We start from the raw sequence: 16,174 nt of genomic DNA on the forward strand, positions 1-16,174 counted from the left end.
ATAAATCGCGATGTCGTTGCCACAAAACGTTATAACAAAAAATACACATAAGTCTAATCATTATACAAAATAGATATAAACGATGTTAGGCCAATAAAAAACCCAGCTATTAAAGCTACCACAATCTGGCAACTTCAATACTGAGCTTTGTTGTAACTTATTAAAGACAGCTCTCTATAAAACAGCTAATAGATAAAGAGGACTGTAAAGAAAGTTACTTTTTAAGTTTATAAGCAACCACATAATCGCCGATGGTTGTACCAATGGAACCATGTCCACCTGCTACCTGAACGACCATTTGCTCACCTTTACTATTTAAGTAAGTCATTGGTGTGGCTTGACCACCTGCAGGCAAACGACCTTTCCACAACTCTTCACCAGTAGACATGTCGTAAGCTCGCAAATAGTTATCAACAGACGCGGCCATGAAAACAACACCGCCATCCGTAATCACTGGACCACCAATACCTGGCATGCCCATTTTTATTGGCAATTTAAATGGTGTCATATCTTCAATAGTGCCGTTTTTATGCTTCCAAACGGTTTTGCCTGTTTTAAGATCGGCACCAGCCACATAACCCCATGGTGGTTGCTGACAAGGAACACCTAAAGGAGATAAGAAAGGCTTCAACTGCACCGCATACTCAGCACCTTCATTAGAATTAACACCCTGCTCGCCTTTATTGGCGTTAGTCAAATCTGCACCTTCTCGTGGCACCAGAGTAGAAGTAAAAGCAAGATACAAAGGCATACCAAACATTTGTTGGCGTTTTGGATCGACAGCAATGCTACCCCAGTTGAATACCCCGAAGTTCCCAGGATAAACAATAGAGCCTTGCTCTGATGGTGGTGTGTAGCGACCTTCATAGCGTAATTGCTTAAATTGAATTCGACACATTAGTTGATCCAATGGTGTCGCGCCCCACATATCTGCTTCCGTTAACTTAGCAGGCTTAAAGGAAAAAGCAGAAGTTGGTTGAGTTTTCGCCGCATAGTCACCAGGAATCGTACCCTGTGGCGCAAGTTCTTCGGTAATAGGAAAAATAGGCTCACCTGTTTTTCTATTTAACACGTACACATCACCTTGTTTGGTTGGGACCACCAAAGCAGGCTGTTTACCTGTTGGCGTATCTAAATCCAACAAAGCAGGTTGCGCTGGCGTGTCCATATCCCATAAATCATGATGAACAAACTGCTGCACCCAAGCGACCTGACCAGTTTCGAGGCTCAAAGCCACAACCGAAGTCGCATACTTTTCTTCCGCAGGAGTACGATACATACCTAACTGATCCGGTGTACGATTCCCCATAGGAAAATACGCCAAGCCAAGCTTTTCATCAGCACTGGCAACCGACCAACTATTTGGTGAACTTGTCGCGTAAGTTTCGTCTGGACCTATAGGCGTTGTGTCGTCTGGATGGCCGGAATCCCAGTTCCATTTCAACTCACCCGTTTTTACATCGTAAGCGCGAATCACGCCGGAAGGCGAATTCACATCGTAGTTATCATTCACTGACCCAGAGACAATGACCACGCCACCAGCCACTAATGGCGGCGACGTAGAATAATAATAACCAGACTGCTTAAACGGCATGTTGTGCATTAAGTCCAATTCGCCATTATCCGCAAAGTTAGCACAACGGGCACCCGTTGTTGGATCTATAGCTACTAAACGAGCATCAGACGTTGGTAAGAACAACTGAGCATCACACTGCATACTGGTTAAGCTTTCCGCCGGAGCCGACTCTTTTTGAATAGGTGGAAGCGGTGTTCCATTGGAAGGAGGTAAATAAGACACACCTCGACAGGTCTGGTGCTGACGCTGACTTTCTGCAGGCACTTTCGCATCATAAACCCATTGCTCTTCACCGGTATCCGCATCTAATGCCACAACCCAGTTATGTGGAGTACAGACATAAAGAGCATTACCGAGCTTCAAAGGCGTTGCTTCGTAAGTTGTTTCCCCCACATCTTTCGGGCCTTTTTTATCGCCTGTTTGATACTGCCAAGCAACTTGAAGCTGATCGGCATTATCCGGTGTAATTTGAGCCAATGGCGAGAATCGCTGACCTAAATTACTACGTCCGTAAGCGTTCCACTCACCCTGATTAACATCACCAGTATCGGCATCAGACATGGTCACTGACCGTGTCATTTTACCTTCAACAGTCGTAGGTGACGTCATAAACAAAGGAGAAATAGTAACTAAAGCGGTTGCTACCCAAACTGGCAATAACAAACGTCCACCACTGCGGCGCTTAAATAAAGCCAATAAAAGAAGAGGAACGGCGAGGATTAAGAAAAGCCCCATTCGCGTTGCGAGAGGCCACCAGCTTAAGCCCGACTCCATAATCGACCAGATTAAGGTTCCAATCAATAAAAGAGCATAAATAAGGTTGGCGATTTTATTGCGCTTTCTTAACAACAAAGCGACAGCGATAAAGGCAACGCCAGCAACAACATAGTAGAGGCTGCCATCAAGTGACACTAGCCAGCCACCACCCAACAGCAAAGCCAAACCAATGACTAAAAACAGTACCGAGAGAACAATCATATGACACAATCCCTTCGAGTTTAATTCGTTTGTTTAATTCATTTAATCTAGGAGTAAAGAAGTAAAACGACCGCAGAACAGCCATCACACCACCTATTTACCATAGATGATTACAGCTCAAAGGAAAAGTGTAGAGTATAAAATGACAAAATAGACTTTTTTCTTACATATTTATAAAGCAATACCCATGTCAATGCTCAATTCTTAGTCACATCATGGCCATACACTGCATCTAATTTAGACTGGATAACACTAGGAGCAAAGCGCCCAGCAGCTTGAAGTGCTTTTAATTTCATTCTGCCGAATACACCACCGTGCATGTGATATAAGCCAGCATTGGCTTTCGACATTAGCTGAATTTTAGTAGCACGAGGTTTACGCACTTGCTCATATTTAAGCAAAGCATCACTCAAGGCATAATTAGACAAACACTTAGCTAAAATATATCCGTCTTCAATCGCCATCGCGGCACCTTGCGCCATGAAAGGCAACATGGGATGACAAGCATCACCCAACAAAACCACTCGACCTTTGTGCCAGGTAGGCAGTTCATCGCGGCCATTTAACGCCCATAAAAACGTACTGCTCGCAGACTTGATTAACTCACTAACTTCAGGGTGCCAATCTGCAAAAGCGCGCTTTAACTCTTCGACATCACCTTCTTCACGCCATGACTCAGACCGCCAATCGCTGCGCTCTTCCACAGCTACGAAGTTCACGTAGTCGCCACCACGCAAATAATAACTCACGAAATGCCGACCAGGACCAGCCCAAACACAAGCATCAGGTTTAACATCAACAGTCAGATCATTGACAGGAATAACGCCACGCCATGCTACTTGCCCCATAAAATTTGGACGCTCTTGCCCTAACATTTGCTCGCGTACTTTTGAGCGAATGCCGTCCGCACCGATCAACAAATCTGCACTAAATTCACGACCATCTTCGAGCAATAAACAGACTTGCTTGAGCTCAGTGTTTTCGCGATAGTCAGTAACCACTGCGTTTAACACCATCTCAACACCAACTTGTGCACAGGCTGCAGCTAAAACCTGATGCAAATCCGCACGATGCAGATGCCAATAAGGCGCACCATAGCGAACTTCAGCTTGCTCGCCCAAAGAGGATTTAAGGTAGTACTCACCGCTTTTATAATCTCGAATCGCGGCGTATTGGGGAACAAAAGCCAACCCGCTCAGTTCAGCTTCCAAGCCAAGCTGTCGCAATACTTTTAAAGCATTAGGGCTTATTTGCAGGCCTGCGCCAACTTCACCAAGGCTCGCAGCTTGCTCACACACTACCACTCGAACACCTTGCTTAGCCAACGCTAGCGCAGCGCACAAACCGCCAATACCTGCACCAGCAATCACAACACAATTAACTTGCCCCACTCATCTTTCCTCTTTGTTAGCGATGCTTTTGCAATAATTAAAGGCGCCATAGTAGCGAATTCCGGCCTAAATAAAACCGACCTATGTCACTTATCATGGAACAAAAAATGTAAAAAAACTTTACAAATACTATGGCTCGATCCTTGCTTTATTCTCTCAGTAGTGCGAAAACACTATGCATAGCCTAGTAAATCAAGGTAATGATATGGCTAGGTTCCACCTTACAAAGTAAAGAAGTCTCCCCAATGTGGGGCGGATGCACAAAAAAAGCCCACAAATGTGTGCAAGTTTAAGGCACCCACCTCCGGCTTGATAAAGAGAACGAGGTATACATGGAAAAACTAACGAGCCATTATCAGTCATCTGATTTTTTTGACGAGTTAATAGATGACAAAGGCGCCCCAAGATCTCCGGCAAAACAACTCTTGGGATATTTGGACAGTCTTTCAGAAGACGAACTAGAAAAGAGGCGCCTCACCGCAGAAGCAACGATACAAGAAATGGGCATCAGCTTCACGGTCTACACAGAGGAAGGCAATATAGACAGAGCATGGCCCTTCGATATTGTCCCTAGAACCATAGAAGCCTCAGACTGGAAAATAGCTGAAGCAGGATTAAAACAACGTCTAACCGCTCTTAACCTTTTCATCAACGATCTCTACCACGACCAAAACGTCATCAAAGACGGCATCATCCCAGAACATATCATCAAAGATTCCAAAAATTTTAGACCAGAATGCGTTGGCGTATCACCAGCCTACGGCGTATGGGCGCATATTTGTGGTACCGATCTAGTACGAGATGAAAATGGCGACTTCTTTGTTTTAGAAGATAACTTACGCGTACCTTCTGGTGTGTCTTACATGTTGGAAAACCGCGCCATTACTAAGCGAGTTCTTCCAGAACTGTTTGAAAACGAATCAATCTTACCAATCGATTCTTACACCTCGCAATTGTTTGACACCTTGGCCTCTTTGTCGCCAAGAGATATAGAAAACCCTGAGATCGTAGTGTTAACACCGGGTATTTATAACTCCGCCTATTTTGAACACGCCTTCTTGGCACAACAAATGGGTGCTGAACTAGTTGAAGGCAGCGATCTATTTGTCGACAACGACGACTGCGTTTACATGAAAACTATTGATGGTCCAGAGCGCGTAGATGTAATCTATCGTCGCATTGACGATTTATTCATCGACCCAGAAGCGTTTGATCCTGAATCAGTCCTAGGTGTTGCTGGTCTAATGCGCGCATGGCGAGCAGGTAATGTCGCACTAGCAAATGCGCCGGGTGCAGGTGTTGCCGATGACAAAGTGGTTTACGCTTATGTCCCAGACATCATTCGTTATTACTTGAACGAAGAGCCGATCCTTAACAACGTCGAAACCTTCTTGTGCGATGACCCAGAGCAACGCGCCTACGTACTCGCCAACCTAGACAAACTGGTTGTTAAACCGGCCAACGAATCTGGCGGTTACGGTATGCTAGTCGGGCCTCATTCAACGAAGAAAGAACAAGCACTGTTTGCCGAGTTAATTACTAAAAATCCGCGTAATTACATTGCTCAACCAACGTTGAAATTATCCACCGCACCAACGCTTATATCCAAAGGTGTCTTAGAACCTCGTCACCTAGACCTTCGTCCATTTATCTTGCAAGCTAAGGAAACCTACGTCACCACTGGCGGCCTAACTCGCGTTGCCATGAAAAAAGGTTCCTTGGTCGTTAATTCGTCACAAGGTGGTGGTAGTAAAGACACTTGGATTGTTGAAACAAAGGGGCAGTAACCATGTTATCTAGAGTCGCAGAACGCTTATATTGGAGCGCACGGTATTTGGAACGCGTTGAAAACACAGCCCGCTTGGTCAGTGTTTATGACGACCTATTATTCGACCTTCCAAAAAACATCGAAGTATCTTGGTATAACTTAATCGAGATACTAAGTGGCGAAGAAATTTTCGAACAACGTTATAAAGTAAAAGACGAACGTAACGTAGTGAAGTTTCTTTTAGCCGATGACACAAACTCAAGCTCTATGCTGTCATCATTAAAAATGGTGCGGGAAAATATCCGGACCACTCGTGATGCGGTTCCTAAAGAAACATGGGAACTAATAAACGAACTAGATCTATACGCACAACAGAATATCAAGCAAGGGATTAACCGTTCAGAACGACATCTTTTCTTGAATACTATTATTGAAGGCTGCCAAAAAATCATCGGCCTCTTTGCTGGTGCAATGAGCCGTGATTCAGGCTGGCATTTCCTCATTATGGGACGTTATTTAGAACGTGCTGATATGGGAACACGTATTCTTGATGCGGCCGTGTCTTTAATGTTGAAATCTGAGCCAGAAGCAAGAATTCAACTTGGACAAGTGACTTGGTCAAAAGTATTAAAGTCTCAAAGTGCGTATTTGGATTATCGCCGCACCGTTAGAACGTCTATCAACGGAGCAAAGGCTACTACATTCTTGATGAATGACCTTTGTTTCCCACGATCTCTAGCTTACTGCCTAGGTCAAATAGGTGAAGCGGCGACAAAATTACCACGCGCCGGTTTAATTACCGCTAAGGTAGATAAACTTTTAGAATTTGATTACCCAATCAATAGTTCAGAAGATTTGGATGAAGACTTTCACAACCATCTCAATGATATACAGATTGCCATTATCGAAATAAATCACCAGATCACCGAAAACTGGTTTCATTTTCGGCAAGGAGACGCTGCATGACCATTAGAGTCGCAATACAGCACAAGACCACTTACGAGTTTGACCGTTTTATTAACGTAGCTCCTCACGTTTTAAGACTGCAACCGGCTGCGCACTCACGCACAAAAATTCATGCTTACTCGCTTAAAGTTTTGCCTGAAACGCATTTTATCAATGTGCAACAAGATCCGTTTGGAAATTTCCAAACTCGCTTAGTGTTTCCTGAAAAGACCAATAAGCTAGAGTTTTACGTGGAAGTTATCGCCGATATGACGGTAATCAACCCATTCGATTTCTTCGTTGAAAGCTACGCGGAAGAATATCCATTTGCCTACGATAAAGCGCTTAAGAAAGAGCTCGATCCTTACTTACAAGTAACTGAATCTTGCCCGTTATTGGACAAATGGCTATCTACGGTTGATCGTAAAAATACGCCGATTAACGATTTTCTCGTGGCGATCAATAGTCGCTTAGCAGCGGATATTGGTTACGGAATTCGTTTAGAGCCAGGCGTTCAGACTTGCGAAGAAACCCTGACCCTGAAAAAAGGTTCTTGTCGTGATACATCATGGTTACTGGTTCAAATACTACGTAGCCTTGGTCTAGCAGCACGTTTCGCGTCTGGTTATCTAGTACAACTAACGTCTGACGTGAAAGCGCTCGACGGCCCATCAGGCCCAGAAGAAGATTTCACCGACCTACACGCATGGTGTGAAGTATTTTTACCTGGCGCAGGCTGGGTTGGATTAGATCCAACTTCAGGCCTATTCGCCGGCGAAGGTCACATCCCTCTAGCTTGTACACCAGAGCCGGCTTCAGCAGCACCGATTACTGGCTTTGTTGACGAATGTGAATGTGAGTTTAGCTACAGCAATATTGTAACTCGTATCCATGAAGATCCGCGTGTGACAAAACCCTATGCAGAAGGCGAATGGGACACCATCAAAGCCTTAGGTTTTGCGGTTGACAAACAGCTTGAAGACGGCGACGTTCGTCTAACAATGGGTGGTGAGCCAACGTTTGTCTCCATCGACGACATGGATTCAGAGCAGTGGAATACCGGCGCATTGGGCGCAGAAAAGCTTAAACTAGCCAAAGACTTGCTGATTAAAATGAAGCAAGAATTCGGCGCTAACGGCCTACTTCATTATGGCCAAGGCAAATGGTATCCGGGCGAAGAAGTACCGCGCTGGGCACTGGGTTGTTTCTGGCGCACCGACGGCGAAGCGTTATGGAATGATCCGAAATATTTAGCGCGCGTAGACAAAGACTACAAACACACCATTAAAGATGCCCAAGCTTTTGGCGAATTATTGTGTGAAAAACTAGCATTGGATAAGCAATATCTACAAAGCACCTACGAAGACACTCTGTATTATTTATGGATGGAGCAATCGCTTCCTGCGGATGCCGATCCAACCAAAGCCGATTTAAAAGACGATTTAGAACGCCGTCGTCTAGCAAAACTGCTTAGCCGTGGTTTAAGCACCACAACTGGCTTCGTTTTGCCGTTAGAATTCGATACGGTAAACAATCGTTGGAATAGCTCCCTTTGGCCAATGCGCAGTGACGTTATTACCTTGATTCCGGGCGATAGCCCAATGGGTTATCGTTTGCCACTGAATTCTTTACCAGCGCAAGCCGAAGAAGATCGTATTCCCGAGCGTGATCCATTTGATCCTCGCCAACCTTTGGCGAACAAAAAAGACAACGCGGTATTAGAAAGCGTTGCCAAGCAGCATTTCGCTAAAAAACCAGCAGCACCTGCCTTAGCGCCAGAAAAAACGTTGAAAAACGTGATTCGCACTACCTTGTGTATCGAACCACGTGATGGCCGCTTGCATGTATTCATGCCGCCTATGACGCATCTTGAGCATTTTGTGAATGTTCTTGAGCATCTTGAAGCGGTTGCGAAAACCCTTGATAAACCTATCGTTGTCGAAGGTTACGAGCCACCAAAAGATCCGCGCTTGCAGAAATTCCTAATCACGCCAGATCCAGGTGTTATCGAGGTGAACATTCACCCTGCGGCAAGCTGGAAAGAATTGGTTCACAATACCGAAACTCTATATCACCAAGCCTACCTTTCTCGTCTAGGCGCAGAAAAATTCATGCTTGATGGTCGCCATACCGGCACAGGTGGTGGTAATCACGTAACGCTTGGAGGCCGTACACCAGCAGACAGTCCGCTGTTACGTCGCCCTGAGTTACTACAAAGTTTAGTAACCTTCTGGCAGCATCATCCAGGTTTATCTTATCTTTTCTCTGGCATGTTTATTGGCCCAACTAGCCAAGCACCACGTCCAGACGAAGGTCGCGACGAAGCCCTATATGAAATGGAAATCGCTTTCCAAAACATGCCGTCTGGTTTTGTTGAAGAACCTTGGTTAGTCGACCGCTTGATGCGTAACTTGCTAGTCGATATCACAGGTAACACGCATCGTTCTGAATTCTGTATTGATAAGCTTTACGCAGCTGGCAGCGCCAGCGGTAGACAAGGTTTATTGGAATTCCGTGGTTTTGAAATGCCACCGCATCCGCACATGTCTCTCGTGCAAATGCTGTTGTTGCGCTGCTTAGTTGCACGCTTCTGGAAAGAACCGTACAAAAAGCCTTTGGTTCGTTGGGGCACCAGCTTGCATGACAAATTCATGCTGCCACATTTTGTTTGGCAGGACGTTAAAGAAGTGGTCGAAGATCTTCAGCGCCATGGTTTCCCATTCAAACTAGAATGGTTAGCACCATTTGAAGAGTTCCGTTTCCCTCATTATGGTCGTCAAAAAATCGATGACATGGAAATTGAACTTCGTTGGGCAATTGAGCCTTGGCATGTTCTAGGTGAAGAAATCACCGGATCGGGTACTGCTCGCTACGTAGATTCTTCCGTCGAACGTTTGCAGGTAAAACTATCTGGCTTAACCGATGGACGTTATGTGCTTAGCTGTAATGGCCGTCGCGTGCCGATTCGTTCCACAGGTCGCAAAGGCGAATACGTTGGCGCGGTTCGCTACAAAGCTTGGGCGCCACCATCTGCCTTGCACCCAACACTAGGGACAGATACGCCACTAATATTTGATTTAATCGATACATGGAACGGCTTATCTGTGGGCGGTTGTACTTATCATGTGTCTCACCCAGGTGGACGTACGTATGACAATGTACCAGTCAATAGCAATGAAGCGGAAGCTCGCCGTGTGAACCGTTTCTGGGATCACGGCTTCACTCAAGGCACGCTATCTCCACCGCCAGCCTTCAGTGCATTGCGCTCTTTTTACCCGAATGGAGACGAGCCTCGTGCAATGTCACCACCAGCTGAAGAGCCAATGAATGAATATCCGCATACATTAGACCTAAGGAAGCAGTATAATGTTCTCTAATAATTAATTTTTTAGGCTCAAGCACATTATGCAACTTCAAACAGGTACTTTTATAACGTCGGTGATAGATGAGAAACCGACGTTATCTTCCGCCTATGATAAACCGATAAATGCTTATGATGAGGCCTTCACGGAAGATCGCCAACCGCGCGCACATTGGGAAGCACTGCTGCGTAACATAAGCAATCTTTCAGACGAGGAAATGCTCGACCGACAACGTCGTGCTCAGCGTATCCTTCGTGAAGACGGAGCTACCTATAATTTAACCAGCGACCCACTCACGCCAAGTGTTTGGTCGCTGGATCTTATTCCCAATATTATTCCGACCGATGAATGGCTTGAGATAGAGCAAGGTTTAGCTCAGCGCTCAAACTTATTCGATCTGATCTTAAAAGACCTCTATGGTCCGCAAGAACTGCTGAAAAACGGCATTATTCCTTCTGAGATTATTTTTAGCCATCCAGGATTTTTACGTCAATGCCACGGTGTTATGGTTCCCGGTGCTCATCAATTACTGCACCATGCGGTGGATCTAGTACGTGACCATGCGGGTCAATTCCAAGTCATTGGCGATCGTACCCAAGCTCCAAATGGCGCGGGCTACGCATTAGAAAACCGTACCGTGGTATCGCGTGTTATTCCGAACAGTTTCCGCGACAGTCAAGTGCGTCGTCTTGCAGGATTTTTCCAATCCTTCAAAAATATGCTGACGTCTCTTGCCAGTCAATGGACAGATACGCCACGTATCGTCATGCTGTCTCCCGGTGCTTACAGTAGCACCTATTTCGAACAAGCCTACTTATCAAACTATCTTGGCTTTCCATTAGTTCAAGGCAGCGATTTAACCGTACGTAATGGCGCGGTATGGATGAAATCTTTAAATGGCTTGGCACGTGTCGATGTTATTTTACGTCGTGTCGATGACGCCTACTGCGATCAAGCCGAACTAAGAGCCGACTCGTTCCTAGGAGTTCCAGGTTTATTAGAAGTAGTACGAGCAGGTAACGTCGTGCTTGCTAACCCATTAGGTAGCGGCATTTTAGAAGCGCCAGCATTAGTTAAATTTTTGCCTGCCATCAGTGAATTTTTGACAGGTAAACAACTAACTTTACCTTCTGTAGCAACCTGGTGGTGTGGTGATAAAGACGACTTAAATTATGTTATCGCCAATCTTAGTAACCTGATTATCAAGCCTGCGATTCGTAGCCATAGCAGCAACAGTATTTATGGTCACACGCTAAGCGAAAAGCAAAAACTTAATACCATAGAAAAAATCAAAAAAGCCCCGCATCTATATGCTGCGCAAAGTTATGTTCCAGGCTCTATGTCGCCTATTTGGTTAAATGGAAAAATACAAGCTAGGCCAAGCCTATTGCGAGCTTTCACCGTTGCTAACCCAACCGGCTACACCGTCATGCCTGGCGGTTTATCTCGTGCTGGCGAATCGACAAAAGATTCCATTGTCACCAATATGTCTAGCTCAAAAAGTAAAGACACTTGGATCATCGCCGCAGAGCCAGAAGCGCAAAGTAACTTAATTACTGATCAAGTTTTATTACAAGACGAAGCCTTACAAGCTAATTTACCAAGCCGAGTGGTAGAAAACTTATTTTGGATGGGGCGTTATGCTGAACGTGCAGAAATCAGTATGCGCTTGCTACGTACCATTTTTAAACAGATGAATGGTATTGACCCATTACCAGAAGAAAGCCGCCGTATGTTACTTGAAATGGCGTCTACGCAAACTGGCTGCTTGCCCGGCTTTATGGAAGCAGACGAAAAGCTCCTCGCCAACCCAGAAGCTGAACTCGTTTCTATCATAACTGATGGCAGCCGAGCGGGATCCGTCAAAGCTAACCTGCAAGCCATGTTAAGTTGTGGCGAGCAAGTGAAAGAAATGCTTTCTGCCGATACTCGTATCATCATCAATGAGCTGCGTGACCATATTCATGAGCTAGATCGTGCTTATACCAATGGTTTACCTTCTGCACCGGAAGAATCGTTAGACAGTCTTGTTACCTCTTTGTTGGCGCTGTCCGGTTTGAACCATGAAAGCATGTTACGCGGACTCGACTGGACGTTTCAAGAAATTGGCCGTCGTACCGAACGTGCATTGCAAACAGCAACCTTGTTACGCTCTGCGCTCACTACGCCACTATCATCTGGACCGCAACAGCAAATTCTAGAATCCGTTTTATTAAGCGTAGAAGCCCTTATTTCCTTCCGTCGCCGCTATCGTAATCGTGCTCGCGTTGCTTATGGATTGGATCTATTGATGATTGATGGTACTAATCCACGCTCTTTACTTTATCAAGTAGAGCAACTGCGTAAATACATCAGAGAACTGCCCAGAAATGAGACAACAACAGCTGGCCTAAGCCCTGAAAATAAAATCATTTTAAAATCGCTAAATGATATTCAGCTTGCCGATTTGGAAGAGCTTGCCAAAATTGATCCAGATAGCCAAAGCCGTCTAAAACTAGAGCAACTCATGACCGAGTTTTTAGCTCAACTTGAGCAATTCACCGTTCTCATTAGCGATAAGTATTTTGACCATACCGCTGGCCCGCAGTCTTTGACTGAAGCCATCAGAGGAACAAATGTATGAGGTACCGCGTTCGCCATATAACGGAATACACTTATGGAGCGCCAGTGAGCTTATGTTACAACATGGCTCACCTCCTACCGCGAGATACGCGCAATCAGCGCTGCTTGAATCAGAAAATACAAATCAATCCGCCACCAGTTTATCAAAACGATGGCGAAGATTATTTCGGTAATCAGACGTTTTATTTTTCGATTCAAGAAGCCCATAAAAAATTGGTGATTGATGTCACCACTGACTTTGAAATTTCACCATTGAATGTACTTCAATGGCAAATACAAAGCACGCTCACTTGTGGTCAATTACGCGCGCAACTAAGTAATCCAAATACACCTGAACTGCGCATGGCAAAAGAATATCTACTGGATTCTCCGCAAATACGTTGTTCAGAAGATTTAAAGGCCTATGCTCTAAGCACTTTTACAGATGACAAACCTGTCTTACAGGCAGCATTGGCTTTCACTCATAAGATCTTCACTGAATTCAAATTCGACCCAGCTAGTACAACCGTTGCGACGCCACTTGAGCAAGTACTAAAACAGCGCAGCGGTGTATGTCAGGATTTCGCTCATTTAGCCATTGGCTGTTTGCGTTCGGTTGGCATTCCAGCTCGTTATATGAGTGGCTACCTAGAAACCTTGCCCCCACCAGGACAAGAAAAATTGGTTGGTGCGGATGCCTCCCACGCATGGTTCGCGGTGTTTATCCCTGAATTAGGTTGGGTAGAATTTGATCCAACCAATGACCTAATGCCAAGCGATCAGCATATCGTCACTGCATGGGGTCGAGATTATGCTGACGTGACACCACTTCAAGGCGTTATTTTTGAAGGTGGCGGCTCTCAGCAACTTGCCGTTTCGGTAGATGTAAAACGAGTCTAACCAAATAGCTTGGTAAGATACGAATAAGTCTTTGCTCGACATAGTTTGCTCGACACATTAAGTCGATGCAAAGACGCTTTTACTGCGCTTTTTATTACAACCTCGGCCAGTACAATTATCATCCAAAAGCCATACTACATAGCATGTAGAGCCGATATAAGGTAAGCTTCGCGAAATTCTTGCATAACCTGACCTTTCAGCTTTGCACCTGCCTTTATAAAACATGAGAACATCTATGAGTTTCAACAAACTTGGGCTTTCTGCCCCCATCTTAAAAGCCATTGAAGATCAAGGCTATACTGAGCCGTCTGCAATTCAAGCTCAGGCAATACCAGCCATTCTTGAAGGCCAAGATGTGATGGCCGCAGCCCAAACAGGGACAGGCAAAACAGCCGGTTTTACCTTACCCTTGCTTGAAATTCTAAGTAAAGGCGAAAACGCACAAAGCAATCAAGTTCGCGCTTTAGTATTAACACCAACTCGTGAATTAGCAGCGCAAGTCGCTGAAAGCGTCAAAAATTACGGTCAGCATCTGTCTCTTAAATCGACAGTAGTATTCGGCGGCGTTAAAATCAATCCTCAAATGATGGCACTACGTCGCGGCGCAGATATTTTGATCGCAACGCCTGGCCGCATGATGGATTTATACAACCAAAAAGCAGTACGTTTCGACAAGCTAGAAATCCTAGTGTTAGACGAAGCAGACCGCATGCTGGACATGGGCTTTATCCATGACATCAAAAAAATCCTCGCTATCCTGCCGAAAAAACGTCAGAACTTATTGTTCTCTGCGACTTTCTCTCCAGAAATTCGCCAGCTAGCAAAAGGCTTAGTAAACAACCCAATCGAAATTTCCGTTACGCCACGCAATGCGACGGCGGTCTCTGTAGAGCAGTGGCTGCATCCGGTGGATAAGAGGCGCAAAACCGAGCTATTAATTCAACTTATCGCTGACGGTCGTTGGGATCAAGCATTGGTCTTTTCTCGCACCAAACACGGCGCTAACAAGATCACCAAACAATTAGAAGACGCAGGCATTCGTGCTAGCGCCATTCACGGCAACAAAAGCCAAGGCGCACGTACTCGCGCCCTATCAGACTTTAAAGAAGGCCGTATTCGCATTCTTGTCGCGACAGACATCGCGGCGCGTGGACTGGACATCGAACAACTACCTCACGTAGTCAACTTTGACCTACCAGATGTAGCAGAAGATTACGTTCACCGTATCGGCCGTACTGGTCGTGCTGGCGCAACAGGCAAAGCCATTTCATTGGTAGCTGCCGACGAACTAGATCAATTACGAGCGATTGAGCGTTTGACTCAGAAGCTAATTGAACGTCGTTACGAAGATGATTTCATGCCAACACACATGTTGCCTGATACCACATTAGATACACGTCCAATCAAGCCTAACAAGCCAAAAAGACCGCGTGAACAAACCAATGCTCCAAGACAAGGTAATGGCGCGAAACAAGGCAATGCGCCTAAGTCTGGCAATCGTCGCCCTAGTGCACCAAAAGCAGAAATGACACCAGGCCAAGGTCTTCGAAGCAAGCCTCTAGCACCAGCGCGTCGTAATCGTAAACCAGATTAATTCTCATCATCTAATCTGCTAGAATAAATAAAGCCACAGTGAGACTATCTCACTGTGGCTTTTTTGAAAAAATAATAAACGAAATTCACCAACATCAAGGACGTGTTATGGGAATAGTAATCCTCCCTCTTTTTTTATTTTGGGTAATCTGCTTTCTTTTCTCGCTTCGAATCGGCTATGTCTTATTGAAAGAAGAGAAGCTGTTTGTCTACAAGATACTACCAACTATAGCCGCCATTCTTCTCGCCATTATGTATATGAAGCACTCTATCAATCAGTTTGAAGGTAGTGAGTCACTCTGGGCATTTGAAATAATATTTTTCTTCTTGTTTAACCTTGATGCTGCACTCTTATACCTAGCTGCGTTTTTAACCTACTTCCTCATCAAGAAACGCATTAAAAACCCATCAATTAAGTCCCTAATTTTCATTATCGCGTTATCTATTTCATTAGGAACACTGCTTGGCTCATTTAGTAGTGAGAGCTTTATGGAAAAACATAATATTGAACAAACTTATTGAATTTAAATAAGCATATATAGAAGCAGAACAACACCGAAAAATATAAATGAAATTAATATAGGTAAAAACCTATAAACTAAAAAAGGATAAAGTAATGGGATTGATTTTAGGGCCAATTTTGATTTTTTGGATTATTGCAGCTGGATTTTCCATTTATATGGGAAATACTTTATTAGAGGATGGTCAATCATTTATAGCCTATTGGATTGTGGTTATAACAACATTGGTTTATGTTTTGCTGAATTTAGTCATTCGATTTGGCAATAAAAAAGAGTTGTGGGCATTTGAGATTCCCTTCTTTTTCGTAACCAACAAAGTTAGCTTGTTTCTATATGGACTGTCGCTTTGCCTTTACATTTTAAGAGGAGCTCCGCCAGACCAAGAATACGCCAACGGGTTGATCTTCATCATAAACGCTACCGTTACGTTTAGCGCGATTATAGGCACATTTAGTAATGATGTTTTCATGAAGACCTTCGAAATAAAGCGCACTCATTAGGTCTAAAAGCAGATCAAGCTCTTATCATGAAAGCTTGAT

10 protein-coding genes are annotated in these 16,174 nt (G+C 44.7%); 8 read left to right on the forward strand and 2 right to left on the reverse strand.

Features of this window, described 5'->3' with window-relative positions; genetic code table 11:
• Nucleotides 1-214 precede the first annotated feature (214 nt).
• Together CCS02_RS15825 and CCS02_RS15830 are read right to left on the reverse strand one after the other, a co-directional pair.
• Nucleotides 215-2,554, reverse strand: coding sequence for a glucose/quinate/shikimate family membrane-bound PQQ-dependent dehydrogenase (locus CCS02_RS15825; protein WP_100637076.1), 2,340 nt, complete (start codon nt 2,552-2,554; stop codon nt 215-217).
• Between the two features lie 197 nt (nt 2,555-2,751).
• The gene (locus tag CCS02_RS15830) at nt 2,752-3,945 is read right to left on the reverse strand and encodes an FAD-dependent monooxygenase (RefSeq protein WP_100637077.1); all 1,194 of its coding nucleotides are present in this window, start codon (nt 3,943-3,945) and stop codon (nt 2,752-2,754) included.
• A gap of 332 nt (nt 3,946-4,277) precedes the next feature.
• Here CCS02_RS15830 and CCS02_RS15835 point away from each other — a divergent pair, with 332 nt between their 5' ends.
• The 8 genes from CCS02_RS15835 (at nt 4,278) to CCS02_RS15870 (ending at nt 16,135) form a co-directional block, all read left to right on the forward strand.
• Nucleotides 4,278-5,732 carry a circularly permuted type 2 ATP-grasp protein gene (locus CCS02_RS15835; RefSeq protein ID WP_072840264.1) on the forward strand — a complete coding sequence of 485 codons (1,455 nt, stop codon included), beginning with the start codon at nt 4,278-4,280 and terminating at the stop codon, nt 5,730-5,732.
• Nucleotides 5,733-5,734: 2 nt separating this feature from the next.
• A complete protein-coding gene (locus CCS02_RS15840; protein WP_072840263.1) occupies nt 5,735-6,679 on the forward strand; it encodes an alpha-E domain-containing protein in 945 nt (314 codons plus the stop codon).
• Entirely contained in the window at nt 6,676-10,035 is a 3,360-nt protein-coding gene (locus CCS02_RS15845; protein WP_100637078.1) for a transglutaminase family protein, read from the forward strand. The genes CCS02_RS15840 and CCS02_RS15845 overlap by 4 nt, the downstream gene beginning before the upstream one ends.
• Before the next feature lie 28 nt (nt 10,036-10,063).
• Nucleotides 10,064-12,643, forward strand: a complete 2,580-nt coding sequence (locus CCS02_RS15850) for a circularly permuted type 2 ATP-grasp protein (protein ID WP_084122443.1) — start codon at nt 10,064-10,066, stop codon at nt 12,641-12,643.
• Nucleotides 12,640-13,521 carry a transglutaminase family protein gene (locus CCS02_RS15855; protein WP_100186840.1) on the forward strand — a complete coding sequence of 294 codons (882 nt, stop codon included), beginning with the start codon at nt 12,640-12,642 and terminating at the stop codon, nt 13,519-13,521. Before CCS02_RS15850 ends, CCS02_RS15855 begins: the two co-directional genes overlap by 4 nt.
• Nucleotides 13,522-13,756: 235 nt before the next feature.
• Complete coding sequence (locus CCS02_RS15860) at nt 13,757-15,115, forward strand: DEAD/DEAH box helicase (protein ID WP_100637079.1); 1,359 nt, start codon at nt 13,757-13,759, stop codon at nt 15,113-15,115.
• Nucleotides 15,116-15,222: 107 nt separating this feature from the next.
• Complete coding sequence (locus CCS02_RS15865; protein ID WP_100186838.1) at nt 15,223-15,636, forward strand: hypothetical protein; 414 nt, start codon at nt 15,223-15,225, stop codon at nt 15,634-15,636.
• Nucleotides 15,637-15,730: 94 nt separating this feature from the next.
• Nucleotides 15,731-16,135, forward strand: a complete 405-nt coding sequence (locus CCS02_RS15870; RefSeq protein ID WP_100186837.1) for a hypothetical protein — start codon at nt 15,731-15,733, stop codon at nt 16,133-16,135.
• Nucleotides 16,136-16,174 lie beyond the last annotated feature (39 nt).

This window comes from Marinomonas sp. ef1, from assembly GCF_002806845.1.
Taxonomy (GTDB): Bacteria; Pseudomonadota; Gammaproteobacteria; order Pseudomonadales; family Marinomonadaceae; genus Marinomonas; species Marinomonas polaris.